This window comes from Streptosporangium sp. NPDC000396 (assembly GCF_042898655.1).
Taxonomy (GTDB): domain Bacteria; phylum Actinomycetota; class Actinomycetes; order Streptosporangiales; family Streptosporangiaceae; genus Streptosporangium.
Genome location: NZ_JBIAZA010000025.1, coordinates 96722 through 123131, shown reverse-complemented (window position 1 = coordinate 123131; position 26410 = coordinate 96722). Strand labels below are relative to the sequence as shown.

The following is a 26410-nucleotide window of genomic DNA, read 5'->3' as shown; positions in this document are numbered from 1 at the left end:
GCAAAGGCCAGACATGAAGCCTGCTGAAGTGCGAAAAGCGGCCGCCGCACTACTCGGTGCCTACAAAACAGGAACGCCCATTCCGCCGTTGAGCGAAATTTATACCGACGCGACGATCGCCGATGCCTACCGGATCCAACAAGAGCAGGTGCGTTCCTGGACCGAGGCCGGAGACGTGGTTCGCGGTCACAAGATCGGCTTGGTCTCAGTCGCGATCCAGCGGCAGATGGGTGTCTACGAGCCGGACTACGGCCATCTGACAGCAAGGATGTTTCACTTGGAACACCAGCCGATCTCCGCACAGTCGTTCATCCAGCCACAAATCGAGCCAGAGATCGCATTTGTGCTCAAGTCTCCCCTCCAGGGGCCCGGAGTGACGGTCGCCGACGCGGCACAGGCGGTGGAGTTCATGCAGCCGGCGCTCGAGATCGTCGACTCCCGGATTCAGGACTGGAGGATCTCGATCGTCGACACGATCGCCGACAACGCCTCATCCGGCGGGGTGATTCTCGGTGGCACGCCGATCAGCCCGGCCGATGTGGACCCACGGTCGATCAGCTGTGCCATGGTCAAGAACGGCACGCTCGCCGAAACGGGAACCGGCGCCGCGGTTCTCGGGAACCCGTTCACCTCTCTGGCGTGGCTGGCGAACGCGATAGGTTCGCTGGGAGCGTCCCTCAAGCCAGGACATGTGGTGCTGTCCGGCTCCATCACCAGAGCCATCCCGATCGCGCCCGGCGACAGCGTCACGGCTGACTTCGCCGGAATGGGCAGCGTGACGGCGGTGCTGTCCGGCGGGAGCCAGGAGTAACGGCCGTCCCCGCCATGGGCGGTACACCTAGCCCTTGATCGCGCCCTCTTCCACTCCCTTGAAGAAGAATCGCTGGAGCACCGCGAAGACGACCACGATCGGAAGGAAGGCGATCATGGTGCCGGCCGCGATGAGCCGGGGATTGGCGCTGAAGGTGCCGTTGAGGTACTGCAGGCCGACGGTGAGGGTGTACTTGTCCGGGTCGGTGAGCACGATGAGCGGCCACAGGAAGTCGTCCCACGCACCGATGAACGCGAAGATCACGATCACGCTGAGCATGCCCCGCACGTTCGGCAGGCCGATGTGGCGGAACCGCTGCCAGGCGTTCGCCCCGTCCACGGTCGCCGCGGCGTCGAGTTCCGGGGGGATCGCCCGGAACGCGGTGTACATGAGCAGCACGTTGAGCATCCCGATGGCGCCCGGCAAGGCGACACCGACGAGGGTGTCGGCGAAGCCGAGGCTCCGCACGGTGACGTACTGGGAGACGATCGTGACCTCGCCGGGCAGCACCAGCGTGGCCAGGAACAGCCCGAGCAGCAGCTTGCCCCCTCGGAAACGCAGTTTGGCCATCGCGTACCCGGCGAGGGTGGCGCCGACGGCGTTGCCCACGACGACGATGGCGGCGACGACCAGCGAGTTACGGGCGTAGGACCAGACCGGGATGGTCTCGGCCACCTTGGTGTAGTTCTCCAGCGTGGGACTGCTCGGGATGAAGCTGGGCGTCTGGGTGTAGATGTCCTCGTCCATCCCCTTGAGCGAGGTGGAGAGCTGCCACAGGAACGGGCTGATGGTCACCAGCAGCACCAGCAGGAGCAGAGCGTAGCGGACGGCCTTCTCCGCGGGCGAGGTGGTGGTGAACCCGCCGGCACGGCGCGGCATGGATCACGTCTCCTTCCGGTTGAGCCGAAGCAGCAGGAGCATCGGGCCGATGGTGAGAACGAACAGCAGGAGGCTGAGCGCGGAGGCGTACCCGAGGTGCCCGGTGAAGCCACGGCTGTACATCTGGATGAGCATCACCACCGACATGTCCCGGCCGCCGGGACCGCCGGTCCCGTTGGACAGCACGTACAGCTCCGAGAAGACGCGCAGCGCCGAGACGGAGATCAGCACCGAGGTGAGCATCATGGTGGTGCGCACGCCCGGCACGGTGACGGAGAAGAACCGCCGTACCGGTCCCGCGCCGTCCACGGCGGCGGCCTCGTGCAGCTCGCGCCGGACGTTTCCGAGCGCGGACAGGTAGATGACCATGTAGTAGCCGAGGCCCTTCCAGATGGTCAGGCTGATCGCGCTGAACAGCAGCAGCCAGCGGTCGGTGAGGAACGGCAGCGGCTCGGCGATGATCGCAAGGCGCTGCGCCAGCCCGTTGACCAGGCCCCGCTCGTCCAGCACCCAGCTCCAGACCAGCGCGACCACCACCGCCGAGGCGATGACGGGGGTGTAGAAGGCGGTGCGGAAGAAGGTGATGCCCGGCAGTTTCTTCTCCACCAGTACGGCGAGCAGCAGCGGCAGCATGGTGAGCACGGGCAGGCAGACCAGCATGAAGATGACGCTGTTCAGCAGCGCGTCGGCGAGCTGGTCGTCGTCGAGCGCGCGGGCGAAGTTGTCCAGGCCGACGAAGTGGCCGCCGCCGAGCGGCTTGGCGTTGGTGAACGCCAGGATCACCGTGTTGATCGACGGCCATATGTTGAACACCAGGAGCCAGACGATCGCGAGCGCCGCGAGCAGCCACGGCGTGAACCAGCGCTGGTAGGTCATGACGTTGTCCTCCAGGCGGGGCGGGAGCCGCTTCGACGCGGCCTCCGCCCCGCGCGATGTCCGGTCAGCGGCTGAGCAGCTCGTTGCACTTGGCCACGGCGGCGTCGAGTGCCTTCTGGGAGGTCGTCTCCCCGCTGATGGCCAGCGCGATCTGCTGGTTGATGAAGTCGTTCATCGCCTCGTTCACCTCGACCGGCTGCAGCATCTTGGCCTTGGCCAGCGAGTTGAACGCGATGACCTTGGCGTCACCGGCGTTGCCGCCGTCGCTCTGGCTGAAGAACGGGTCGGCGGACGACGCCTTGGTGCTGGGGAAGATGCTGGTCAGGTGGGCGAAGGCCGCCTGGTTCTCGGCGTTGGTCACCCAGCGCGCCAGGGCGATCGCGGCGGGCAGGTTCTTGCTCTTCTGCGAGACGGACAGGCCCTGCACGTACAGCGGCGGAACGCCCATCGCCTCCGACGGCACGACCTTCGGGGCCAGTGAGGGGTTGTCGACCGCGAGGCCGGTGATGTGGTTGGCACCGGCGGTCGTCCAGGCGACCTTGCCCTCGCCGAACAGCTTCGCGTTGCCCGCGTAGGTGTCGGTCAGGACGTCCTTGGGCAGCAGCCCCTCCTTGAAGGCGTCACGATACTTGTCCAGCAGCGCCGCCGCCTCCGGGGTGTTGAACGTGAAGCTCTTCCCGTCGTCGGACATGATCTTCACACCGATCTTGGTCAGGTCGCCGAGCGAGGGCTTGCGGCTCATCAGGTAGACCTTGCCGCCGGACTTCTCCTTCATCACCCGCGCCTGGGCGACCAGCTCGTCGAAGCCGGCCGGGAGCTTCTTGGGGTCCAGGCCGTTCTTGGTGAGCAGCTCGGAGTTCCAGTAGTTGACGTCGGTGTTGAGATACCACGGGTAGCCGTACACACCGGACAGGCCCGCGAACCGATAGGCCTCGACGCCGCCGGTGACGTACTCCTCGCCCAGCTTGGGGTCGGCCTTGACCACGTCGAGCAGCATCCCCTGTTTGGCGAGCGGAAGCGCGAAGTCGGGGGGCAGGTTCGTCACGTCCGGCAGGGTGCCGCCGGCCGCCTGGCTCAGCACCTTCTCCGAGTAGCCGTCGCCGGGCTGGTCGAGCCATTCCACGTCGACGCCCGGGTGCTGCTTCTCGAAGGCGTCGATGACTCCCTGGACGTAGTCGGTGAACTTCGGCTTCAGGGCCCAGGTCTGCAACGTGACCTTGCCCTTCACCTCGCCGGTGACGCTGCCGGCGGTCTGCTGCGGGGTCTCGTCCCCGCCGAGCCCGCAGCCTGTGAGCGCCAGCCCGGTGATCGCGGCCGTGGCCAACCCTGCCCAGAACCTTCGCATCGTGCGTCTCCTACCGTTGGCTGATCGATTGAGTGCGTGCGCCGACCGCCTGGCCGCCCCCTGGGGTGTCCCGCGGATCCCTGTCCCGCCGCGCGGCGCCATCCGGACCGCCGCTCGTGACGGACGGGATCACGAGACATCCCTAGACAGACTGGTTGCTAAACCGCTCTAGTGGACGGGACTATCCACCGGGCTAGACTTCGATGTCAAGAGCCGGGGGGAAAGACACCGCGCTCGGTCACCGCCGGTGCCGGTCGCCGTTTTCCGGAAATCCGCTCCGCTCGCACATGGGGACAGGGCACATTTGGCGCGGGTGGCCACGCTTCCGGCTCACCGCCATGACGTGCACGGACAGGGAGAGGAGTCGCTGCGGTGGGGCGACCGACGATCGACGACATCGCCAGCAGGGTCGGGGTGTCCAAGGGCGCGGTGTCGTTCGCGCTCAACGGGCGCCCGGGCGTGAGCGAGGCGACGCGGGCCCGCATTCTCGAGGTGGCCCGGGAGATGAACTGGCGCCCGCACACCGCGGCCAGGGCCCTCAGCGGCGCCAGGGCCGAAGCGGCCGGGCTGGTCATCGCCAGGCCCGCGCGCACCATCGGCGTGGAGCCGTTCTTCGCCCAGCTCCTGTCGGGCCTGCAGGCCGGGCTGTCGGCCCGGGCGGTCGCCCTGCACCTGCTGGTCGTGGAGGACGCCGAGGCCGAGATAGAGGTCTACCGGCGCTGGGCCTCCGAGCACCGGGTCGACGGGTTCATCCTGGTCGACCCGCAGGTGCGCGACCCGCGCATCGAGGCCCTGGAGGAGCTGGAGGTGCCCTCCGTGGTCCTCGGCGGGCCCGGCAAGTACGGCTCGCTGGCCAACGTGTGGGCCGACGACCGGGAGGCCATGCTGTCGATCACCGACTATCTCACCGCGCTCGGCCACACGCGGATCGGGCACGTCGCCGGGCTGCCCGCGTTCCGGCACACCCAGCGGCGCATCCGCGCGCTCCGCGACTCCGCCCGCCGCCTCGGGCTGGAGACGACCTCCGTGCCGACCGACTTCAGCGACGCCGAGGGCGCCGCCGCCACCCGTGCTCTGCTGTCACGTCCCGACCGGCCGAGCGCGATCGTCTACGACAGCGACGTGATGGCCGTGGCCGGGCTCGGGGTGGCCGGTGAGATGGGCGTGGCGGTGCCCGGCGAGCTGTCGATCGTCGCCTTCGACGACTCGGTGCTCACCCGGATCGTGCATCCGGCGCTCACCGCGCTGTCGCGTGACACCTTCGCGCTGGGCGAGCAGGTCGCCGAGGCACTGCTGGAGACCATCGCCGACCCCGGCAACCCGTGCACGGTCAAGACCCCCACCCCCCGGCTGGTCGTGAGGGAGAGCACGGCGCCCGCCTCTCTTGGCAAGAGCAACTAAAGCGGTTTAGGCTGCGGGCGAGCTCGGGGTCCCACCCGCCCCGAGGCCGTCTTCGTCGCCGGAGGACATGTGACCGCGCACCATCCACGCTCCGCCTCACTCCGCTTCGGTGCGAACTACGTGCCGTCGGCCGGCTGGTTCTACAGCTGGCTGGACTTCTCGTCCGACGCGGCCCGGCGCGACTTCGCCGACCTGGCCGGGGCCGGGCTGGACCACGTGCGCGTGTTCCCGATCTGGCCGTGGATCCAGCCCAACCGCACGCTGATCCGCGAGCGAGGCATCGAGAACCTGCTCGCCCTCATCGACGCGGCCGCCGAGTTCGGCCTGTCCGTCGCCGTCGACCTGCTGCAGGGGCATCTGTCCAGCTTCGACTTCCTGCCCTCCTGGGTGCTCACCTGGCACCGGCGCAGCCTGTTCACCGACCCGGCCGTGCGTGAGGGGATCGCCGAATACGTCAGCCGGCTCACCCACGCGGTGGCGACCCGGGACAACGTGTTCGCGGTGACCCTCGGCAACGAGGTCAACAACCTGTGGCCGGACAGCCCGACCACCCCCGAGGCGTCCACGCGGTGGGCCGCGGAGCTGATCGACGTGGCCCGCGCCGCCGCACCGCGCCTTCTGGTCCTGCACTCGTTGTACGACGCCGCCTGGTACGACCCCGCCCACCCGTTCCACCCGGCCGACGCCGCCGGCCTGGGCGACCTGACCACGGTCCATTCCTGGGTGTTCAACGGCGTGTCCGCCATCGACGGCCCTCTCGGACCCGCCACCACCACGCACGCCGACTATCTCGTCGAGCTGGCCGCGGCCGCCGCCGCCGACCCGGAGAGGCCGGTCTGGCTGCAGGAGGTCGGCGCGCCCCGCCCCGACATCGAGGTCGGCGACGCCGCGCCGTTCACCCGCCGCATGCTCGACACGGTCGCCCAGAACCCCGCCCTGTGGGGGGTCACCTGGTGGTGCTCCCACGACCTCGACCGCGGCCTGGCCGACTTCCCCGAGCGGGAGTACGACCTCGGCCTGTTCACCGTGGAGCACGAGGCCAAGCCCGCCGCCAAGGAACTCGCGGCCTTCATCGGCGAGCAGCGGGCCGGCCGTACCGTGCCCGCCTCCCGGCCCGCGCTGGTGTGCGACGTGGACCCGGGCACCCAGCCCGAGCGCAGGGCCGAACTCGCGCCCGGCGGCGCCTTTCACGCCGAGTGGGTACGGCTGCGCCAGACCGGGCCGCTCGCCATCGTCACCGCCGCCCGCGCGGCGGACCCGGGCCACCTCGCGGCCCGCGGCATCGACACCCTGCTGAAGCCGGTCTGATCTCGCTGCCTGCCCACCCCCCGACGGGAAGGAGACCCGATGCGACGTCCGATGACCCTGCTGTTACCCGCGCTGCTGTCCGTCCTGACAGCCGCGCTGGGCACGACGCTGAACGCCGTGCCCGCCGGCGCGGACAGCACACCCCCCTCAGCCTCCCCCTCAACCTCACCTCCCTCAACCTCACCTCCCTCGGCGGCGCCCACCGGCGCGGACGGCGCGCCCCGCAAGGCCGCGCCCGCGGGCGGCCAGCCGTACGCCTCCTACTGGCATCCCGCCACCATCCTGAACTGGAACCCCGCCACCGACCCGGATGCCCGGTTCAACCGCTCCCGCGTGCCTCTGCGGCCGCGCGCCTCGGATCCGGCGCTCAAGGCCAACGCCAACGCCCGCGCGGGCGAGGGCCGCATCGCGTCGCTGGTGTCGTTCGGGCCGACGTCGAACAACCCGTCCCAGGGGGCCCTCGACCCGAACTACTACGCCTTCGGCTACTGGCAGTACGTCGACACGCTCGTGTTCTGGGGCGGCTCGGCGAGCGAGGGACTGATCCTGGCACCGAACGCGACCGTCATCGACGCCGCGCACCGCAACGGCGTCAAGGTGTTCGGGACGGTGTTCTTCCCGCCGACGGCCTACGGCGGCCAGATCCAGTGGGTCCGCGACTTCGTCCAGAAGACCGGCTCCACCTACCCGGTGGCGGACAAGCTGGCGGAGGTCGCGGAGTACTACGGTTTCGACGGCTGGTTCATCAACCAGGAGACCGCGGGCGGCGACACCGCGATGGCCACCGAGATGCGCCAGCTCATCAAGTACGCCCGGGCCAAGAAGCCGGTCGAGTTCATGTGGTACGACGCCATGACCGAATCCGGCTCGATCTCCTGGCAGAACGCGCTCACCTCGGCCAACGATGCCTTCCTCGCCGACCCCGGCCGGGTGTCGGACTCGATGTTCCTCAACTTCTGGTGGAACACGGGCGGACTGGCCTCCTCACGGGACCGGGCCCGCTCGCTCGGCCGCAGCCCGTACGAGCTGTACTCCGGGATCGACACCGAGGCGAACGGATACGACACCAGCGTCGGCTGGGACTCGGTCTTCCCGCCCGGCCTGCCCCATGTCACCTCGCTGGGCATCTACCGTCCGGAATGGACGTGGAAGTCCTCGACCAGCCGGGCCGACTTCTACACCAGGGACGCGCGTTTCTGGGTGGGCGCCAACGGCGACCCCTCCGACACGACGACCTCCTCCCCGTGGAAAGGCCTGGCCCACTACGTCGCCGAGTCCACGCCGATCACCGCCAAGCCCTTCGTGACCTCCTTCAACACCGGGCACGGCGACTTCTACAACGCCGGCGGAACGCGCGTGCGCACCGGCGGCTGGAACAACCTGTCGATGCAGGACGTGCCGCCCACCTACCGGTGGATCGTCTCCTCGACGGGCACCAGGCTCACCCCGTCGATCGACTTCGCCGACGCCTACGAGGGCGGCTCCTCACTGCGCCTGACCGGCAAGCTCGACGCGGCCAACACCGTGCGCCTCTACCAGACCAAGCTCCCGGTGGCCGCCGACACCAAGCTCTCCGTCGTCGTCAAGACCCCGGCGGCGGGACAGACGCATCTGAAGGCGGCGATCGCCTTCGCCGACGCGCCCACCACGTTCACCACCCTCGACCTCGGCTCCACCTCCGGCACCGGGTGGGAGCGCAAGACGCTCGACCTGTCGGCCTACGCCGGCAGGACCGTCGCCCAGCTCGGCCTTCAGGCGTCCGCACCGTCGCCGGTGGACTCCTACGACATCCGGGTCGGCCAGATCGCCGTGTACGACGGCGCCGTGGGCACTCCCGCCGCGCCCACCGGCCTGACCGTGCTCGGCTCCTCCGACCTGTCGGCCACCGGTAAGTCCCTCCGCCTGGCCTGGACCGTCTCGGCCCGCGGGCCGGCGCACCACTACGAGGTGTACCGGCGCAACCCCGACGGCACCCGCACCTACCTCGGCGCCACCCCGAACGACGCCTACTTCGTGCCCCGGCTCGACCGGGTGGGCACCGAGACCACCACCGTCATCGAGGTCGAGGCGGTGTCGGCCGAATACGGCCGCTCGGCCGCCGCGACCGCGACCGTCACCTGGTCCGGAGGCACGCCGACCGAGACCAACTTCGCGATCGGCCGCCCGGCGTCCGCCTCCGGCCAGTGCAACGCCGACGAGGGCCCGGCCAAGGCCGTCAACGGCAGCGTCGCCGGCGGCCGGACCGACAAGTGGTGCACCCTCACCACGGCCAAGTGGCTGGAAGTCGACCTCGGCGAGGCCCGGTCGCTCACCCGTTTCGTGGTCAAGCACGCGCAGGCCGGCGGAGAACCCGCCTCCATGAACACGCGCGACTTCACCATCGAGGTCCGGTCCTCCACAATCAGCCCGTGGACCACCGCCGTCACCGCCACCGGGAACACCTCCGCTACCAGCACCCACCCCGTCTCGGTCACCGCCCGTTACGTCCGCCTGGTCGTGACCAGGCCGACGCAGAACTCCGACCCCGCCGCCCGTATCTACGAGTTCGAAGCCTGGGGTTCGTAACCACGCCGAGCGGCCGCGTCACGAGCCCCCTTGTGGCGCGGCCGTCCACCCCATAGAAAGGAGCCCTGTGCCCGTCACCATCACCGCCGTGGAATCCACCGACCTGTTCGTCGGTACCGAAGCGGCTCCTCGCCAAGTCCTGCGGGTGACACTCGACGGCCCGCCCGCCCAGATCACGGTCACCGGTCCGGCCCTGACGGGCGAGGCCGTCGGCACGGGCGTGGTCGAGATCCCCTTGGAGATCACCGATCCGGTCGCCGGCGCGGAGCTGCCGATCGTGGTGACGGCAGGCGAGGCGCGCGCCGAGGCCACGGTCACCGTCGCCGAGCCCGGCTGGACGATGTTCCTGGTCTCGCACTTTCACTACGACCCGGTCTGGTGGAACACCCAGGCCGCCTACACCTCCCCGTGGGAGCTGCTGTCCGGCGACGCCACCACCCGGCCGTTGTGGGAGCGCAACGGTTTCGCCCTCGTGGGCGCGCACATCGACCTGGCGCTGCGCGACCCGGTGTACAAGTTCGTGCTGGCCGAGATCGACTATCTCAAGCCGTACTTCGACCTGCACCCCGAGCGCCGCGCCGACCTGCGGCTGCTGCTGGAGCGCGGTCAGGTGGAGCTGATCGGCGGCACCTACAACGAGCCCAACACCAACCTCACCGGTGCCGAGACCACGATCCGCAACATCGTGTACGGTGTCGGCTACCAGCGTGACATCCTCGGCGGCGACCCGCAGACGGCCTGGCAGCTCGACGTGTTCGGGCACGACCCGCAGTTTCCCGGCTATCTCGACGCGGCCGGGCTGACCGGCAGCGCCTGGGCGCGCGGCCCGTTCCACCAGTGGGGCCCGATCGAGAAGAACTTCCGCGAGGCCAAGGGCGACGCCACCGTCATGCAGTTCCCCAGCGAGTTCGAGTGGATCTCCCCCTCGGGCCGCGGCGTGCTCACCCACTTCATGCCACACCACTACTCGGCGGGCTGGTGGATGGACTCCTCCCCCGACCTGGCCACCGCCGAGCAGGCGGTCTACGAGCTGTACCGCAGGCTCAAGCCGGTCGGGGCGACCAAGAACCTGCTGTTGCCGGTCGGCACCGACTACACCCCGCCGAACAAGTGGGTCACCGAGATCCACCGCTCCTGGAGCGCCAAGTATGTCTGGCCGCGCTTCGTCTGCGGCACGCCCCGTGACTTCCTCCGCGCGGTGCGGGCCGAGCTCGCCGCCACCGGCCGGCGCCCCAGCCCGCAGTCCCGCGACATGAACCCGATCTACACCGGCAAAGACGTTTCCTACATCGACACCAAGCAGGCCCAGCGGGCCGGGGAGGTCGCCGCCGTCGACGCGGAGAAGCTCGCCACCCTCGCCGCGCTCGAAGGGCTCGGCACCTACCCCGGCGCCGCCCTGGACAAGGTGTGGCGGCAGCTCGCCTACGGCGCCCACCATGACGCGATCACCGGGTCGGAGTCCGACCAGGTCTACATCGACCTGCTGTCCGGCTGGCGCGAGGCGCACGACCTGGCGGCCGACGTGCGCGACACCGCCCTCGGCGCGCTCGTGACCCGCGTCGACACCACCGGCGAGGGCACCGCGATCCTCGTCGCCAACACCCTGTCGTTCGACCGGTCGGCGCTGGTGGCCGTGCGGCTGCCCGGCGACCCGGACGGCGCGCGCGTGCTCGACGACACCGGTGCCGAGGTGCCCTGCGTCGTGGACCGCGGCACCCTGCGGTTCCTGGCGGAGGACGTGCCCGCGATGGGCTGGCGCACCTGGCGGCTGCTGCCCGGCCCGTCCACCGCCGCGCCCGCGTGGGCGCCGGCCGACGGCGACACGATCGAGAACGCCCGCTACCGCGTCACCGCCGACCCGGCTCGCGGCGGCGGCCTGTCCAGCGTCTACGACAAGGCCGCCGGGCGCGAACTGATCCGCGACGGGTGCGTCGGCAACGAGCTGCGCGTCTACGAGGAATACCCCGCCCACCCCGACTTCGGCGAGGGTCCCTGGCACCTGGTGCCCAAGGGCCCGGTCGTCGGGGCCTCCGAGGCCCCCGCGCGGGTGCGCGCCGAAACCTGCCCGCTCGGCCGGCGCCTGGTGATCACCGGCACGGTCGACGGCATCGCCTACGAGCAGACCGTCACGCTCTGGGACGGCGTGGACCGGGTGGACTGCGTCACCCGCGTCGTCGACTACGCCGGCGCCGACCGCCTGCTCCGTCTGCGCCTGCCCGCCGACCTGCCGGGCGCGCTGCCGGTGAGCGAGGTGGCCGGGGCCGTCGTCGGACGCGGGTTCGCCCTGCCCGACGTCGACGTCGCCGAGGCCCCGTGGACCCTGGACAATCCCGCCAACACCTGGTTCGGGCTCGGTTCCACCGCCCGCGTCTCGCTCACCGGCGCGGACGGGCGGCCGCTGGGAGAGCGCGCGCTCGGCGTCGCCGAGGTGGTCGTGCCGCATGTGGACCGGGCCGCCGACGTCCGCGACCTGGTCGTCGCGCTGGCCCGGGTCGGCGTCACCGCGACCACCGCCAGCGCCGGCTGGTCCCGGTACGGCTGGCTCGACGTGGACTCCAACCTGCCGGACTTCCGCATTCTGGTCGGCGGCCCCGACGCCAACGACGCCACCAGGGAGCTGCTGGAGCGCGTCGGCGCGGAGTACGCCGACGCGCTGGCCCGGCATGGACGCGTCTGGGTGCCCGCCGAGAAACCGCTGCACGAGGTCTGGCAGCCCAACGCCGACCTGCGCGATCTGCGTCTGCTGGCCGCGCTGGTGGTCACCGACCCCGCGGCGCTCGCCGACGACCTCGCCGACGCGCGCGTCAGCGCCGTCTGCCCGGGCGCCGTTCCGGCGTCGGAGCTGCTCACCGACCACAGCCTCGCGCTGCTCACCTACGGGCTGCCGGGCTTCGCCGTCGACCCGACCGGGGCGCTGCACCTGTCGCTCATGCGCTCCTGCACCGGCTGGCCGTCGGGCGTGTGGATCGACCCGCCCAAGCGGACGCTGCCCGACGGCGCGTCGTTCCAGCTCCAGCACTGGACCCACGAGTTCCGCTACGCCCTGGTCTCCGGCGACGGCGACTGGCGCGCGCTGTCCCTGCCCGCACAGGGCCAGGAGTTCAACCACCCGCTCTACGCCCGGCTGGCCGGCCCGCACCCCGGGCCGCTGCCGCCGACGCACTCCTATCTGCGCGTCGAGCCCGCCCGGGAGGTGCTGCTCGGCACGCTCAAGCCCGCCGGCAACCCGATCGCGCACGGCTCGGCCGCCGAATCGGACCCCGCCGCCGGGGTAACTCTGCGCCTGATGGAATCCACCGGGTACGGCCGCGCCGTGTCCCTCTCCGGGGCGCTGGGAATCACCGAAGCCCACCGGGCCGACCTGCTCGAACGGCGGGGCGAACGACTGACCGGCGCCGTCGAGCTCACCGGATCCGAGGTCGCCACCGTGATCGGCACCCCGGCCGCCGTCCGGAACCGCGACGCGCTCCCCGGATCCGAGGCCACCGCCACGGCCGGTGACCCGGCCGCCCGGCCCGGCGACGCGCCGCTCGGCCCGGCGGCCGAGATCGCGCAGCCGGTCCACGCCCGCTACTGGCTGCACAACCGCGGCCCCGCCCCGATGGGCTACCTGCCGGTCGGCGTCGGTGTCTCACCCGGTCTGCTGCGCACGGACGGCGAGCCGGTGGAGGTGTCGGTGGTGCTCGCCTCGCAGCTGGGCGACGCCGCGGTGGAGGGCAGCGTGACGGTGCTCGGGCCCGAGGGCTGGGCGGTGAGCCTCGGCCGCCGGCCGTACCGGCTCGCGCCCGGCGGGCACCTGCGGTTCCCGGTGACGCTCACCCCGCCCGCCGATGTGGAACCCGGGCTGTACTTCGTCGCCGCGCGCATCGAGCACGCCGGTCACGCCGTCGAGGACGTCGCCACCGTCGCCGTCGGAGACCTGCCCGCCGTCCTGCCCGTGCCCGGGGAGATCCCCGAAGACTGGGCCGCGGCCCAGGGCACCACCGCGGTGGCCGGGCGGGACACCGGCCTGTCGGTCGACATGGTCGCCTCGTCGCTGTGCCTCGCCCCGGGCGGCCGGGCGAGCCTCGGCCTCACGCTGGCCAACCGCACGCGCGGTGAGATCCGCGGCGAGTTGCAGGTCGTGTCCCCCTGGGGCACCTGGGACGCGATCGCCGAGCCGATCCGCGGGTTCACCCTCCCGGCGGGCGGCTCGGAGACGATCACCTTTGAGGTGTCCGTGCCCCGGGACGCCGACCCCGGCGCGTACTGGGCGCTCGCCAAGGTCATGTGGTTCGGCCGCTGCCAGTACGCGCCGACCGTCGAGCTGGTGGTGTCCCCGTGACCCACCGGCACGAGCACGCCCTGGCGGCCCACCGGCACGGACCCGCCTCGATGGTTCACCGGCATGGGCATGCCCCGGTGGTTCATCGGCACGGACCCGCCCCGGTGACGGGCGAGCCGGCCGCCGCCGGGGTCGGCCCGGTCGTCGGCTGGCTCGACGGCCGCCCGCTGCCCCGTACCGATCTCGACCGTCGGCTCGCCGCCCTGCGCGGCGGGCCGCGGTCGGCCGCCCTGCCCGTCCCGGGAAGCGCCGAGGACCGGCAGCTCACCCGCTGGGTCGCCCAGGTCGTGCTGACGGAGGAGCTGTGCGCGGCCGAGGCGGCCGAGCGGGGGCTCGGCGTGGCCGACGCCCCGCCGGTCCGGCTCGACCAGCGCGCCGCCGTCGAGCTCGGCTCCATCACCGCGGCCGCGTTCGAAGGCAGCGCGGCCGTCCGCGCCGTGTACGAGGCGGTCACCGCGGGCGTCACCGCCGCCCCCGAGGCGGTCACCGCCTACCGAGAGGCGACCGCCAGGCCGCCCGCCGGTCCGGTGTGGCGGCTGTCCACCCCGGACGGCGAGTTCGACGGGCATCCCGACACGCTGCCCGCGGACCTGGCATCGGCCCTGCGCAGGGCCGTACCCGGCCAGACCGTCACCGCGGGCCCCTGGACCGTCACGCTCCTGGAACGGCTCGACGCCGGCGCCGCCCCCGTGGATCCGGGCGGTCACGTCCTCGCCGCCGCCCGCCGCGTCGCGTTCGTCCGCTGGCTGGACCACGCGCGGGCGCACCGGCTGCGGCTGGTCCCCGGTCTCGAACATCCCGGCGACCCGGCCCAGCCCGACAACCACCACCGGCACTGAAGGAAACCCACGGAGAACCGCCTTGACCACCTCTCTCACCAGCAACACCGGGCCGACCGGCACCACCTTGCCGGCCGGCGCGGGCGATGGGTCCGGTATGACCGTCCACCGGCTCTCCGGAACCGTGCGCCCCTACGCCTGGGGCTCCCGGACGGCGCTCGCCGCCGTCCAGGGCCGCCCGGTGCCGAGTCCGCAGCCAGAGGCCGAGCTGTGGCTCGGCGCCCATCCCGACGCTCCGTCGAGCGTGGCCGGCCGCTCGCTCCAGGCCATCGTCGCCGCCGATCCCGATCATGTCCTGGGCTCGGCGGTCGCGGCCGAGTTCGGTCCGCGTCTGCCGTACCTGATGAAGCTGCTGGCCGCCGACGAGCCGCTGTCGCTGCAGGCGCACCCGGACGCGGACCACGCGCGCGCGGCCTACGCGGCAGAGGAGGCGGCGGGGCTTCCCGCGGCCGAGCGTAACTACCGCGACGAGCATCACAAGCCCGAGCTGCTCGTCGCCACCAGCGAGTTCGAGGCGCTGTGCGGGTTCCGCGACCCGCGGGCGGCGGCCGGCCTGCTCGCCCGGCTGGACGTCCCGGCCCTGTCCCCCGTCGTCGGGCTCCTGCGGGATCCCGACCAGGCCAGGGCACTGCGCGAGGCGACGGCCCTGACCCTGACGCTTCCCGGGCCTGTCGTCCGGGACGTGGCCGCCGCCTGCGCGAAACTGGCCGGCGCCGATCCCGCCTACGAGACGGCCGCCGGGCTGGCCGACCGCTACCCCGCGGACGCCGGGGTGGCCGTCTCTCTGCTGCTCAACCACGTACGGCTCGCGCCGGGCCAGGCGATCTGGATGCCCGCGGGCAACCTGCACGCCTACCTGCGCGGTGTGGGCGTCGAGATCATGGCGGCCAGCGACAACGTGCTGCGGGGCGGGCTGACCTCCAAGCGGGTGGACGTCGGCGAGTTGCTGCGGGTGCTGCGCTTCGAGCCGCTGGACGACCCCGTCGTGTCACCGGCGCAGGTCTCGCCGGGAGTGGTCAGGTGGGTGCCCCCGGTGCGCGAGTTCGCGCTGACGCGCGCCGTCGTCGGCGGCGCGGTTCCACGCGTCGAGCTTTCCGCGCCGAGCGCGCGCATCCTGCTCTGCATGTCGGGCACGGTCGTGATCGAGGACGGCACGGAACCGATCTCCCTGACGCCGGGGACCGCGGCGTTCGCCCCGGCGGGCGTGCGTGACGTGACCGTCTCGGGCTACGGCGAGGTGTTCCAGGCCTCCACCGCCTTCACGGAATGAACCTCGCCCGCCGGCGCCGCCCCCGGGGACCCCGGCCGACGGCTGTCAGCGCGACGGCTCCCAGCCGCGCCGGGGCGCGCGGGCACCGGCCGGCTGCTCATCGCGGCTGCGGTAGACCACATAGGGCCGGGTCAGGTAGCCGACGGGCGCGGTGAGCATGTGCACCAGCCGGGTGAACGGCCAGATGGCGAACAGCAGCAGCGCGCTGAGCGCGTGCAACTGGAACAGGATCGGCGCGCCGGCCATCAGCTCCGGGTCCGGGCTGAAGAAGAAGATCGACCGGAACCAGGGCGAGATGGTGGTGCGATAGTCGTAGCCGCCGCCGACGATGTTCGCGACGACCGTCGCCGCCAGGCCGAGCACGATGGTGACGGTCAGCACCGCGTACATGAGCTTGTCGTTGCGGGTGGTGGCGGTGAACACCGGTCCGACGGTGCGGCGGCGGTAGATGAGGATCGCCAGGCCGCCGAGGGTGGCGATGCCCGCGACGGTGCCGAGCGCGACGGCGGTGACGTGGTAGGCCTCCTCGCTGACGCCCGCCGCCTCGGTCCAGCTTTCGGGAATGACCAGCCCGCCGATGTGGCCGAGCAGGACGACCAGGATGCCGAAGTGGAACAGCGGGCTGCCGATGCGCAGCAGCCGCGACTCGTACATCTGCGACGAGCGGGTGGTCCAGCCGAACTTGTCGTAGCGGTAGCGCCAGATGTGCCCGAGCACGAACAGCGTCAGCGCCACGTAGGGTGCCACCACCCACAGCAGGACGTCGAGGGCGTTCACCGGGATGCCTCCATGACCGCGTAGGGTTCCAGTCCGACTTCCTCGGCCGGCGGTCCTTCGGCCGCCAGCCGCAGCGCTGCCTCCTTCTCTCGCCGGCCGGCCGGAGGCAGCGTGGCCGCCACCGCGGCCACCACGTCGGCGTACGGCGAGCGCTCGTCCTCCAGCGCCGTGCGCAGCAGCTCCAGGCCCGGCCGGTGCTCCTGCAGCAGTCGCCGGGCCTCCCGCACGGCGCCGCGGGCCGACAGCTCGCACACCACCGCCACGTGGTCGGGCAGCTCGCCGTCGGCGAGCTCGAAGCCCGCGGCGCGCAGGGCATGCTTGAAGCGCAGCAGCGCCCCGCCGCGCTTTCGGGTGTCGCCGTAGGAGTAGTACGTCAGGTACGGGCAGCAGCGCCGCTTGAGGTCGAAGGTCGCCACGTAATGGGCTGCGAGGTCGGCCTGGGCGGTGACGGCGACGTGGTGGAGGAAGGCGGTCAGGCGATCGCGGACCTCCCCTGCGGGCAGTGAGGCCACCGCCTCGGCCAGCACTCGCCGTGCGCCGTACAACCGGTCGTCGGGGTAGCTGAGCAGCACCGACGCCACCATGTGGGCGGTGCGCAGCCGGCCTTCGCCCAGAGCCATCATGATCGCCCCTTCCTTCCGCCGGCAGAGGAGGAATCGGTTTGCCGGTTGTGACCATTGCCGTTGAGGGCGCCGATCCGGCTGCGACGATCGTCAGGGCCCGTGTGGCGGCTCTGTGCCCCTGACCGGCGGGTGGTGGTGGTCATCTTGGCTTTCCCCCGTTTCTCTTCGGGAACAGCCCGTCGGGGGTGCCTTTGCCGTCCCAGTTGAGGAGGTTGACGCGGCCGCGCAGCTCGCCGACGTCGTCCAGGTCGTCGCCGGCCTGCCGCTCGCGCAGCGCGTGGAAGTTCTCCACCGCGACCGGAGCGGGCATGCCGGAGGCCTCGCCGAACGGGCCGCCCATGCCGGGCCCGCCCTCGTAGTCGAGGCTGCAGCCGGTGGCCAGCTCCTCCAGCTGCGCGCCCTGCTCGGCGTGGGCCTTGGGGATGACGTACCGCTCGGCGTACGGGGCGAGGGCGAGCAGCCGGTGCATGCCTTCGACCTGCCCGCCGTTCATCCCCACGGCGGCGGCGATCGACTCGTCGGGGTCCTGGCCGAGGTTGAGGCGCCGCATGTAGGAGCGCATGGCGGCCAGGCGGCGCAGCACGCCGCGCACCGGCTCGGGGTCGCCGGCGGTGAACAGTTCGGCCAGGTAACCGATCGGGATGCGCAGGGCGTCGATCGCGCCGAAGAGGTTGCCGGCGTCCTCGCCGTCGTGGCCGCCGCCGGCGAGCACGTCGACCACGGGCGACAGGGGCGGGATGTACCAGACCATCGGCATCGTGCGGTACTCCGGGTGCAGCGGGAGCGCCACGCCGTACTCGAAGATCAGCTTGTGGATCGGGGAGTTCCGCGCCGCCTCCAGCCAGTCCTCGGGGATTCCCGCGGCGCGGGCGGCGGCGATCACCTCGGGGTCGTGCGGGTCCAGCAGCACGCTCTTCTGCGCCTCGTAAAGATCTTTCTCATCCGGGACGGAGGCGGCCTCGGCGACCCGGTCGACGTCGTACAGGATCAGGCCGATGTAGCGCAGCCGGCCCACGCAGGTCTCCGAGCACACGGTCGGAATGCCGACCTCGACCCGTGGGTAGCAGAAGGTGCACTTCTCGGCCTTGCCGGTGCGGTGGTTGAAGTAGACCTTCTTGTACGGGCAGCCGGTCACGCACATCCGCCAGCCTCGGCAGCGGTCCTGGTCGACCAGGACGATCCCGTCCTCCGAACGCTTGTACATCGCGCCGGACGGGCAGGAGGCCACGCACGAGGGGTTGAGGCAGTGCTCGCAGATGCGCGGCAGGTAGAACATGAAGGCCCGCTCGAACTCCAGCCTCACCTGATCCGACACCTTTTTCAGGACCGGGTCGGCCGGGGCGAGCTCCGGTCCGCCGGCCAGGTTGTCGTCCCAGTTCGCACTCCAGCTGATCTTCGTGTTCTGGCCGGTGATCAGCGACTTGGGGCGGGCCACGGGCGTGTCCTCGGTGGCCGGGGCGGAAAACAGCCGGTCGTAGTCGTAGGTCCAGGGCTCGTAGTAGTCCTGGATCGACGGCATGAGCGGGTTGGCGAAGATCGAAAGCAGCTTGCGCAGCCGCCCGCCCGCCTTGAGCCGAAGCCGGCCGCGCCGGTTCAGCTCCCAGCCGCCCTTCCACCGGTCCTGGTCCTGGTAGGTGCGGGGGTAGCCCTGACCGGGGCGGGTTTCGACGTTGTTGAACCAGACGTACTCGGTGCCGGACCGGTTGGTCCAGGCCTGCTTGCAGGTGACCGAGCAGGTGTGGCAGCCGATGCACTTGTCCAGGTTCATCACCATGGCCAGCTGCGCCATGATCCGCATCAGTAGTCGACCTCCTGGGAACGGCGGCGGATCACGGTGACCTCGTCGCGCTGGTTGCCGGTGGGTCCGAGGTAGTTGAAGGCGAAGCTGAGCTGGGCGTATCCGCCGATGAGATGGGTGGGTTTGACCAGCAGCCGGGTGAGCGAGTTGTGGATGCCGCCGCGCCGCCCGGAGGTCTCGCTCTTGGGCACGTCCACAACGCGTTCCTGAGCGTGGTACATGTACACGGTGCCCTCGGGCATGCGGTGCGAGACGACCGCGCGGGCCACGACGACGCCGTTGCGGTTGACCGCCTCCACCCAGTCGTTGTCGCCGATCTTCGCCTTGGCGGCGTCGGCCGGACTCATCCAGATGGTCGGCCCGCCTCGGGACAGGGTGAGCATGAGCAGGTTGTCCTGGTATTCGGAGTGGATCGACCACTTGGAGTGCGGGGTGAGGTAGCGCACGGCGACGCCGTTCTCGCCGGACTCTCCCACGCCGGGCTCGCCGAACATCGCGGTCATGTTGAGCGGTGGCCGGTAGAGCGGCAGCGCCTCGCCGGCCTCGTGGATCCAGTCGTGGTCGAGGTAGAAGTGCTGGCGGCCGGTGAGGGTGTGCCAGGGTTTGCGGTGCTCGACGTTGACGGTGAACGCCGAGTAGCGCCGCCCGCCGCTCTCGCTGCCCGACCATTCCGGCGAGGTGATCACGGGCACGGGCCGGGCCTGGGTGTCGGCGAAGGTGATCTGCTTGTGCTCGTCGGCCAGCCCGTCGAACGACGTCCCGGTACGCCGGCCCAGCGTGGCGAATCCCTGGGCGGCCAGGCGCCCGTTCGTGGTGCCCGACAGGGCCAGGATGGCCTCGCACATGTCGATGTCGCGAGCCAGGGACGGGCGGCCCTCGGCGACGCCGCCGCGGACCGTACCGTTCATCCGCCTCAGCCGGTCGATCTCGCCGGAGACGTCGAACGTCAGCCCCTTGGTCGTGGCGCCGAGCCGTTCCAGCAGCGGGCCGAGGGCGGCCATCTTCTCCGCGACCGCCCCGTAGTCGCGCTCCACCGTGACCAGCTTGGGGAAGTCACGTCCCGGTGTGGGCGGCCGGCCTGTCACGCGCCAGTCATGCACCCGCCCGTGCGGGGTGGCCAGCTCGTCGGGCGTGTCGTGCAGCAGCGGCACGGCCACCACGTCCGTGCGTGTGCCCAGATGGGTCCGGGCCAGGGCGCTGAAGGCCTTGGCGATGGCGTGGAAGGCGGCGAAGTCGGTGCGGGTCTGCCAGGGCGGGTCGATCGCCGGGGTGAAGGCGTGCACGAAGGGATGCATGTCGGTGGAGGACAGATCGTGCTTCTCGTACCAGGTGGCGGCGGGCAGCACGATGTCGGAGAACAGCGTGGTGGAGGTCATCCGGAAGTCCAGCGACAGCAGCAGGTCGAGCTTGCCCCGGGGCGCCTCCCCCGGCCAGGCGAGGTTCTCGGGCCGCTGTCCGGACGGGGCCTGCTCGGCGCGCACGGCCGAGTCGGTGCCCAGCAGGTGGCGCAGGAAGTACTCGTTGCCCTTGGCCGACGAGCCCAGCAGGTTGGCCCGCCACACTGTCAGCACGCGCGGCCAGTTCGCCGGCGCGTCGGGATCCTCGCAGGCGAACCCGAGCCGCCCTTCGGTGACCTGCCGGGCCACGTACGGCCCCGCCTCCGCGCCCGCCGCGGCGGCCTCGTCGGCCAGGTCGAGCGGGTTGCGGTCGAACGTCGGGTACGACGGCATCCAGCCCAGCCGCGCCGAAGCCGCCAGCAGGTCCGCGGTGGTCTTGCCGGCGAACGCGCCGTCGCCGAGTGGAGAGGAGACGACGTCGGCGGAGTAGGTGTCGTAGCGCCATTGGTCGGTGTGCAGGTACCAGTAGGCGGTGCCGATCATCTGCCGGGGCGGGCGCGCCCAGTCCAGGCCGAAGGCGAGCTGCGCCCAGCCGGTGATCGGCCGGCACTTCTCCTGGCCGACGTAATGGGCCCAGCCGCCGCCGTTGACCCCCTGGCAGCCGGTGAGCGTGGTCAGCGCCAGGAACGAGCGGTAGATCGTGTCGGAGTGGAACCAGTGGTTCGTCCCCGCCCCCATGATGATCATGGAGCGGCCGCCGGACTCCTCGGCGTTGCGGGCGAACTCCCGGGCGATGCGAGCCGCCGCGGCGGCCGGGACGGAGGTGATGCCCTCCTGCCAGGCGGGCGTGTACGGCTCGGCCGCGTCGTCGTAGCCGGACGGCCACCGGCCGGGCAGCCCGTCGCGGGCCACGCCGTACTGGGCGAGCATCAGGTCGTACACCGTGGTGACCAGGTGGCCGCCGACCCGCCGCACCGGAACGCCGCGCTCCAGCACGCCGTGCTCGTGGCCGTCGAAGCGGGGCAGCGCGACCGGCGCCGTCTCCTCTCCCAGGGCGGTCAGCAGCGGGTCCACGTCACCGAGGTCGAGGTTCCAGCGGCCCTGGCCGTGCTCGGAGTAGCGGAAGCCGAGCGAGCCGTTCGGCACGGCCGGCTCGCCGGTCCGCGCGTCCAGCAGCACCGTGGCGAACGCAGCCTCCTGCCCGTCTTGACCAAGATCGGCCGCGGTGAGGAACTTGTCCGGCACGTATACGCCGCCCTCTCGCTCACGCAGCCGCACCAGGAACGGCAGGTCGGTGAAGCGCTTGACGTAGTCGGTGAAATACTCCGTCGGCCGGTCGACGAAGAACTCCTTGAGAATCACGTGTCCCATGGCCATGGCCAGTGCACCGTCCGTGCCCGGGTGCGGGGACAGCCACTCGTCGGCGAACTTGGCGGCGTCGTTGTAGTCGGGGGCCAGCACGACGACCTTCTGGCCCCGGTAGCGGGCCTCGGCCATGTAGTGGGCGTCGGGTGTGCGGGTGACCGGCACGTTCGAGCCCCACAGCATCAGGTAGGCCGCATCCCACCAGTCGGCCGACTCCGGGACGTCGGTCTGATCGCCGAATACCTGCGGGGAGGCCACCGGCAGGTCGGCGTACCAGTCGTAGAACGACAGCATCGCCCCACCGATCAGCGAGATGAACCGGGCGCCCACGGCGTGCGAGGCCATCGACATGGCCGGGATCGGCGAGAAACCGGCCACCCGGTCGGGGCCGTAGGCCTTGATGGTGTGTACGTGCGCCGCGGCGATGATCTCGGTGGCCTCGTCCCAGGTGACGCGCACCAGGCCGCCCTTGCCGCGGGCCGATTGGTAGCGGCGGCGCTTGTCCGGGTCTGCGGTGATCTCCGCCCAGGCCGCGACCGGGTCACCCAGTCTGGCCTTGGCCTCCCGGTACATCTCCACGAGCACACCCCGGGCGTAGGGGAAACGCACCCGGGTGGGCGAGTAGGTGTACCAGGAGAACGCGGCGCCGCGCGGGCAGCCGCGTGGCTCGTACTCCGGCCGGTCGCCGCCCACGCTCGGATAGTCGGTCTGCTGCGCCTCCCAGGTGATCACGCCGTCCTTGACGTACACCTTCCAGGAGCACGAGCCGGTGCAGTTGACCCCGTGGGTGGAGCGCACCACCTTGTCGTGGCTCCATCGGTCGCGGTAAAATACGTCGCCCTGACGGCCGCCGATCTGGTGCAGGGTTCGCAGGTCGTCAGAGACGGCGCCGGGCCGCAGGTGCCGGCCCAGCTTCAGCAGGGCGTCGCTGACCGGCCCATCCATACCCGCCATAGGCGTGACTCCTCATCTTGCGCAACAAACCGGACACACCGCTATTGGCGCTTTTGTGACCGGATATCCGCGTGGCAAACCCGGTGCCCGTTCGACCGGTTCACTACCGGCCGATCCGGGGCGGTGCCGGATGCCGGGCAAGATGTTTCGATCCTCGCGGCCGGTCATAGGGACATGTCAGGGTCTTTAGTCCCACCTTCAGGTCCTGAAAGACCCCGAACCTGCCGTAACCGGGCCAGGGGCGGTTCAGGTAGCGGGTAACGCGGTCGCCAGCAGCACGACGCCGATCGACCCCACCAGCGACGTCACCGCCATGGCCCGGGCGAAGGCGGCGCGCCCGGTGCCGGTGGCCCACCCGTGCAGAGCGGCCGCGGCCATGACCGCGCAGAACAGCACCAGCTTGGCCGCCAGGATCCGCCCGTAACCGGGCTCGGCCAGGGACGCCCAAGTGATCCCCTTACGCCAGGCGAGGGCCACGCCCGTACCGAGTTGCACCGGCAGGAAAACCGCACCGGTGAACAGTCCGAAGCGGCGGCCGACCGCGGTCAGCACCTGGCCACGCCGCTGGTCGTCCAGCAGGCGCCGAGCCAGCGGCAGCACCACCAGCGACACCGTCAGCTGCCCGCCGACCCACAGCGCCGCCGACAGCACGTGGGCGAAGCGCACCACCGTCCACCAGGTCACGGTGCGCCGACCTCGAACAGGCCGTGCGCGCCCGCCACCCCGAACAGCACGGCCACTGCGGCGGCGTTGAGGCGGCGCCCGGGCTCGGCGGGCGGCCCGGGCGGGCCCTTCTCGACGCGTACCTCGACAGACGTCACCTCGGTCGCCTTTCAGTCGTAGAGCGGAGCGCCACCGCAGGCAGACCCACCCCGGCGATCCGCGCGCCTGCGGTGGGCCGCCGAAATCGCTCAGCCGTTCCCGCCTCCCGCTGACGTCAACGTGAGAACATCGACGACACCGGCGGCGCGGCCGAGCGCCGGGCCGTGGAACGAACCGCGGTGACCGTCAGCACCAGCATCAGCACCGACACGCCGGACAGCAGGGCCAGGCCCAGCCCATAGGTGCCGAACCGGCCATAGACGAAGCCCATCACCAGCGGCGGCAAGAACCCGCCCAGCCCTCCGGCGGCGCCGACCAGGCCCGTGACCGACCCGACCTTGTCGGCCGGGGCCACCGCCGCGACCAGGGCGAAGGTGGCCCCGCTGCCGGCGCCGAGCGCCGCGGCCATGGTCAGGAAAGCGACCGTGCCCAACATCATCAGCGGCGGGGTGAACGCCTGCACCGCGGCGCAGAGCGCGACTACGGCGAACACGGCGACCAGGATGGGAACCGGCCCGATCCGGTCCGACAGCCAGCCGCCGACGGGACGCATCGCAACCGCCAAGATCACGAACCCGGCCATCCGGTTGGCCGCGTCGGCCTGCTCCAGGCCGTAGGCCGACTGCAGGTAGACCGGCAGGTAGACGGAGAAGGCGACGTAGCCGCCGAACGCTATCGCATACAGCAGGCATGCCTGCCAGGTGATCGGCAGGCGCACGGCCGCGGCCAGGCGCGTCATGATCGACTGGGCCGGCGCCGTACGGCCCGGCGCGTCCCGCAGCACGAACCAGGCCACGACGGCGTAGAGGGCGAGCACGACCGCGGTGAGCAGGAACGGGGTGGCCGAGCCACCGGTCCTGACCAGCATGACCGTGGTCAGGGCGCTGATCGCGGTGCCGCCCATGCCCATGCCGAAGACACCGACGGCCAGACCGCGGCGCTCAGGCGGGAACCACGCGCTGACGAAGGGCACGCCCACGGCGAACACCGTCCCGCCGATGCCCAGGAAGAACCCGCCCACCAGCAGCCCCGCGAACGAGTCCTGCCCGGCCACGCCGATGAACAGCACCGGGACGATGGTGGCCGCCGAGATCAGCGGGAACATCACCCGGCCTCCGAACCGGTCGGTGAGCGCCCCGACGGGGACGCGGCCCAGCGAGCCGACGATCACCGGGACCGCGACCAGCAGCGCCTGCTGGGAAGCCGACAGGCCCAGCAGTTCCTTGAACCGCGGGCCCAGCGGGCTGAGCAGCGCCCACGCCCAGAAGTTCACCGCGAATCCCACGGTCGCCAATGCCAGCATCAGCGCCGGCCGGCGGGCAGAGCCGCGCGGGACTGTTCGCTTGGTCGCATCGGTGCTCATCTCATCCGTCCTTGTCGCGCCGGTTCGTGCCCTGCCCTCTTCCCTCGCATCCCACCGAAAAAGCCGCATGCCTCGTAGGGGCGAAAGTCCTGCCCGTTGAGTGCTTTGTGCTTGGTCTTCACTCGCCATGCCCGGCGAGCACCGGAGTACGCGCGTGGCTACGTGCGCCGCTAAGACCGTGATTCGTTTGCGATCGCTCGTCGGGGATGCCGTGGATATTTTCCTTCAGCGACCGGTCCCGCGGATCTTCCGCCACCACACCCTGGCCGGGACCTCCTTCGCCTGCCCCGCCGACATCGACCACGCCACCCGCATCGCCACCGCCCAGCTCGACCAGCGGGCCAGACCCCGGGTCTGGGGACGGCCACCACCGGCTCCTCGGTACCTTTGCAGCCCTGCTCGATCCAGTTGCGGATGCCATGGATACGGACAAGTTCGGCCAGGTCGGCGACGGTCTTCAGCCAACGCAGCTTGAGGCGGTTTGACGTCTCCCCCGCAAGGCAACGCCGAAGGGCCAGGCCTTCATCTCCTGCACAGCACCGCATCCAACAAGGTCACCTGCACAATAACTTCACCTTCTGCGCTCGTGGCGCACTTAAAAGCGAAGCTCAAGGTCCTGTTGGCCTGAGAGGCGTACGCCTTGTCCGCCGGATGGCGCGGCGCCGTCATGGCCGTGGTCGGGCTTGATCCCCCACCAGGACGGCGAAACCGTCGAGATGCCGTGCGAGGCTGTACTCGAACAAGCCGTCCACGTCCGACACCGCTTCCCCGGTAACTGTGGCCAGCAGCGGATACCGTCCGCTGCTGAGCAGTTCGTCGGCCCGCTTCCGCTGTACCAGCCACCACCGGTCGAGCGTCACACCGGTCTCCTGCTCGGCTTCGACCTCATCTGCCATGGACAGCGCAACGGTGTGAACCAGCGCGTGCAGCGTGAGCGCCTCACGAATCCGGGTCGCCATGGGCAGCCCAAGCCCATCGAGTGCGCGCAGGGTCCATTCGGTGTGCGCCATCATGTTGGGCACCAGCAACGGACGCGTGAACGAGACGGCCCTGGGCAGCCAGTGGTGTCGCCGGCACAGCTCCCATTGCCGGCGGGAGATCAGTTCGAGCTTGGCCCGCCACCCCTCCGGCCCCGGGATGGGGAGCTCCGGTTCGCCGAAGACCTGGTCGGCCATCTGCGTCACCAGTTCGTCCTTGTTGGCCACGTGCCGGTACAGCGACATCGGACCCACTCCGAGCTCGGCCGCGAGTCGCCGCATGGACACGGCGTCGAGCCCCTCGGCGTCAGCGATCGCGATGGCGGTGCGGAGAGCCTGCTTCCGGTTCAGCGCCTGCCTGGGGGTGGGACCCCGCCGCGGCCTCGGTGGCGTGGTCAGGCTGGCTGACCGCTTGTGGCCTGCGGGAACGTTGACCACCGTGCCGGCGCCGACCTTCGTTTCGACCAGTCCTTCGTCACGGAGAGTGGCCATCACTCTGGTCGCGGTCGCGACCGCGACGCCCCATCGCTGGGCGATCTGCCGGATGGAAGGCATCCGATCGCCGGGCCGCAGGTCGCCGGTCAGGATCCGGGCGCGGATCTCCGCGACGATCTGCCGGTATGGCGGTTCCGGTCGCCGGGTTGACGACGGCATGGGAGCCCCCGATCTCTTGGTGAGGTCGCCACCTGTCGAGAGTGTACTAGTTCAATCCTTCCAGCACTAGTTCACTTCATACCCCTAAATATCGGTAAATAGCTCTAGCTATGAAGCCGTCC

Annotated in this window: 18 protein-coding genes; 7 read left to right on the top strand and 11 right to left on the bottom strand. The window is 71.0% G+C overall.

The window, feature by feature from the left end; translation table 11 throughout:
* Window positions 1-13: 13 nt before the first annotated feature.
* Entirely contained in the window at window positions 14-811 is a 798-nt protein-coding gene (locus tag ACFY2X_RS33705) for a 2-keto-4-pentenoate hydratase (RefSeq protein WP_389946615.1), read from the top strand.
* A 27-nt stretch (window positions 812-838) separates the two neighbouring features.
* On the opposite strand, the gene ACFY2X_RS33700 is transcribed toward ACFY2X_RS33705, so the two are convergent.
* The 3 genes from ACFY2X_RS33700 to ACFY2X_RS33690 form a co-directional block, all read right to left on the bottom strand.
* Window positions 839-1690: a carbohydrate ABC transporter permease gene (locus ACFY2X_RS33700; RefSeq protein WP_389946613.1), complete on the bottom strand. Its 852-nt coding sequence runs from the start codon at window positions 1688-1690 to the stop codon at window positions 839-841.
* 3 nt (window positions 1691-1693) lie between these two features.
* Window positions 1694-2566 carry a carbohydrate ABC transporter permease gene (locus tag ACFY2X_RS33695; protein WP_389946611.1) on the bottom strand — a complete coding sequence of 291 codons (873 nt, stop codon included), beginning with the start codon at window positions 2564-2566 and terminating at the stop codon, window positions 1694-1696.
* A gap of 64 nt (window positions 2567-2630) precedes the next feature.
* Window positions 2631-3911, bottom strand: coding sequence for an ABC transporter substrate-binding protein (locus ACFY2X_RS33690; RefSeq protein WP_389946609.1), 1281 nt, complete (start codon window positions 3909-3911; stop codon window positions 2631-2633).
* 372 nt (window positions 3912-4283) lie between these two features.
* On the opposite strand from ACFY2X_RS33690, the gene ACFY2X_RS33685 reads away from it, so the two are divergent.
* The 6 genes from ACFY2X_RS33685 to manA all read left to right on the top strand — a co-directional run bounded on the left by ACFY2X_RS33685 (window position 4284) and on the right by manA (window position 15618).
* Window positions 4284-5312, top strand: a complete 1029-nt coding sequence (locus ACFY2X_RS33685) for a LacI family DNA-binding transcriptional regulator (RefSeq protein ID WP_389946607.1) — start codon at window positions 4284-4286, stop codon at window positions 5310-5312.
* A 69-nt stretch (window positions 5313-5381) separates the two neighbouring features.
* Window positions 5382-6620 carry a glycosyl hydrolase gene (locus tag ACFY2X_RS33680; RefSeq protein WP_389946605.1) on the top strand — a complete coding sequence of 413 codons (1239 nt, stop codon included), beginning with the start codon at window positions 5382-5384 and terminating at the stop codon, window positions 6618-6620.
* Between the two features lie 39 nt (window positions 6621-6659).
* Window positions 6660-9185, top strand: coding sequence for a discoidin domain-containing protein (locus tag ACFY2X_RS33675; RefSeq protein WP_389946603.1), 2526 nt, complete (start codon window positions 6660-6662; stop codon window positions 9183-9185).
* 67 nt (window positions 9186-9252) lie between these two features.
* Window positions 9253-13509 (top strand): NEW3 domain-containing protein, encoded by a 4257-nt coding sequence (locus ACFY2X_RS33670; protein WP_389946601.1) that lies wholly within the window; start codon window positions 9253-9255, stop codon window positions 13507-13509.
* Entirely contained in the window at window positions 13506-14348 is an 843-nt protein-coding gene (locus ACFY2X_RS33665; protein WP_389946599.1) for a hypothetical protein, read from the top strand. The genes ACFY2X_RS33670 and ACFY2X_RS33665 overlap by 4 nt, the downstream gene beginning before the upstream one ends.
* 22 nt (window positions 14349-14370) lie before the next feature.
* The gene (gene manA / locus ACFY2X_RS33660) at window positions 14371-15618 is read left to right on the top strand and encodes a mannose-6-phosphate isomerase, class I (RefSeq protein ID WP_389946597.1); all 1248 of its coding nucleotides are present in this window, start codon (window positions 14371-14373) and stop codon (window positions 15616-15618) included.
* 45 nt (window positions 15619-15663) lie between these two features.
* Here manA and narI read toward each other — a convergent pair whose 3' ends face one another.
* From narI to ACFY2X_RS33620, 8 genes are all read right to left on the bottom strand, one after another.
* Complete coding sequence (gene narI, locus ACFY2X_RS33655; RefSeq protein ID WP_389946595.1) at window positions 15664-16395, bottom strand: respiratory nitrate reductase subunit gamma; 732 nt, start codon at window positions 16393-16395, stop codon at window positions 15664-15666.
* Window positions 16392-17018 carry a nitrate reductase molybdenum cofactor assembly chaperone gene (narJ, locus tag ACFY2X_RS33650; protein WP_389946593.1) on the bottom strand — a complete coding sequence of 209 codons (627 nt, stop codon included), beginning with the start codon at window positions 17016-17018 and terminating at the stop codon, window positions 16392-16394. The genes narI and narJ overlap by 4 nt, the downstream gene beginning before the upstream one ends.
* Before the next feature lie 139 nt (window positions 17019-17157).
* On the bottom strand, window positions 17158-18816 hold the full coding sequence (narH, locus tag ACFY2X_RS33645; RefSeq protein WP_389946591.1) for a nitrate reductase subunit beta: 1659 nt from the start codon (window positions 18814-18816) through the stop codon (window positions 17158-17160).
* On the bottom strand, window positions 18816-22472 hold the full coding sequence (locus tag ACFY2X_RS33640; protein ID WP_389946589.1) for a nitrate reductase subunit alpha: 3657 nt from the start codon (window positions 22470-22472) through the stop codon (window positions 18816-18818). Before ACFY2X_RS33640 ends, narH begins: the two co-directional genes overlap by 1 nt.
* Window positions 22473-22718: 246 nt before the next feature.
* Window positions 22719-23156 carry a hypothetical protein gene (locus tag ACFY2X_RS33635; protein ID WP_389946587.1) on the bottom strand — a complete coding sequence of 146 codons (438 nt, stop codon included), beginning with the start codon at window positions 23154-23156 and terminating at the stop codon, window positions 22719-22721.
* Window positions 23153-23293 (bottom strand): hypothetical protein, encoded by a 141-nt coding sequence (locus tag ACFY2X_RS33630; RefSeq protein WP_389946585.1) that lies wholly within the window; start codon window positions 23291-23293, stop codon window positions 23153-23155. Before ACFY2X_RS33630 ends, ACFY2X_RS33635 begins: the two co-directional genes overlap by 4 nt.
* Before the next feature lie 116 nt (window positions 23294-23409).
* On the bottom strand, window positions 23410-24657 hold the full coding sequence (locus tag ACFY2X_RS33625; protein ID WP_389946583.1) for an MFS transporter: 1248 nt from the start codon (window positions 24655-24657) through the stop codon (window positions 23410-23412).
* Between the two features lie 665 nt (window positions 24658-25322).
* The gene (locus tag ACFY2X_RS33620) at window positions 25323-26288 is read right to left on the bottom strand and encodes a GntR family transcriptional regulator (protein WP_389946581.1); all 966 of its coding nucleotides are present in this window, start codon (window positions 26286-26288) and stop codon (window positions 25323-25325) included.
* Window positions 26289-26410 lie beyond the last annotated feature (122 nt).

What these genes read in the sequence shown, in the direction of transcription:
- ACFY2X_RS33705 (WP_389946615.1), top strand. Translation starts at nt 14, where the DNA reads ATGAAGCCTGCTGAAGTGCGAAAAGCGGCCGCCGCACTACTCGGTGCC.
- ACFY2X_RS33700 (WP_389946613.1), bottom strand. Translation starts at nt 1,690, where the DNA reads ATGCCGCGCCGTGCCGGCGGGTTCACCACCACCTCGCCCGCGGAGAAG.
- ACFY2X_RS33695 (WP_389946611.1), bottom strand. Translation starts at nt 2,566, where the DNA reads ATGACCTACCAGCGCTGGTTCACGCCGTGGCTGCTCGCGGCGCTCGCG.
- ACFY2X_RS33690 (WP_389946609.1), bottom strand. Translation starts at nt 3,911, where the DNA reads ATGCGAAGGTTCTGGGCAGGGTTGGCCACGGCCGCGATCACCGGGCTG.
- ACFY2X_RS33675 (WP_389946603.1), top strand. Translation starts at nt 6,660, where the DNA reads ATGCGACGTCCGATGACCCTGCTGTTACCCGCGCTGCTGTCCGTCCTG.
- narJ (WP_389946593.1), bottom strand. Translation starts at nt 17,018, where the DNA reads ATGATGGCTCTGGGCGAAGGCCGGCTGCGCACCGCCCACATGGTGGCG.
- narH (WP_389946591.1), bottom strand. Translation starts at nt 18,816, where the DNA reads ATGCGGATCATGGCGCAGCTGGCCATGGTGATGAACCTGGACAAGTGC.
- ACFY2X_RS33640 (WP_389946589.1), bottom strand. Translation starts at nt 22,472, where the DNA reads ATGGCGGGTATGGATGGGCCGGTCAGCGACGCCCTGCTGAAGCTGGGC.
- ACFY2X_RS33625 (WP_389946583.1), bottom strand. Translation starts at nt 24,657, where the DNA reads ATGAGCACCGATGCGACCAAGCGAACAGTCCCGCGCGGCTCTGCCCGC.
- ACFY2X_RS33620 (WP_389946581.1), bottom strand. Translation starts at nt 26,288, where the DNA reads ATGCCGTCGTCAACCCGGCGACCGGAACCGCCATACCGGCAGATCGTC.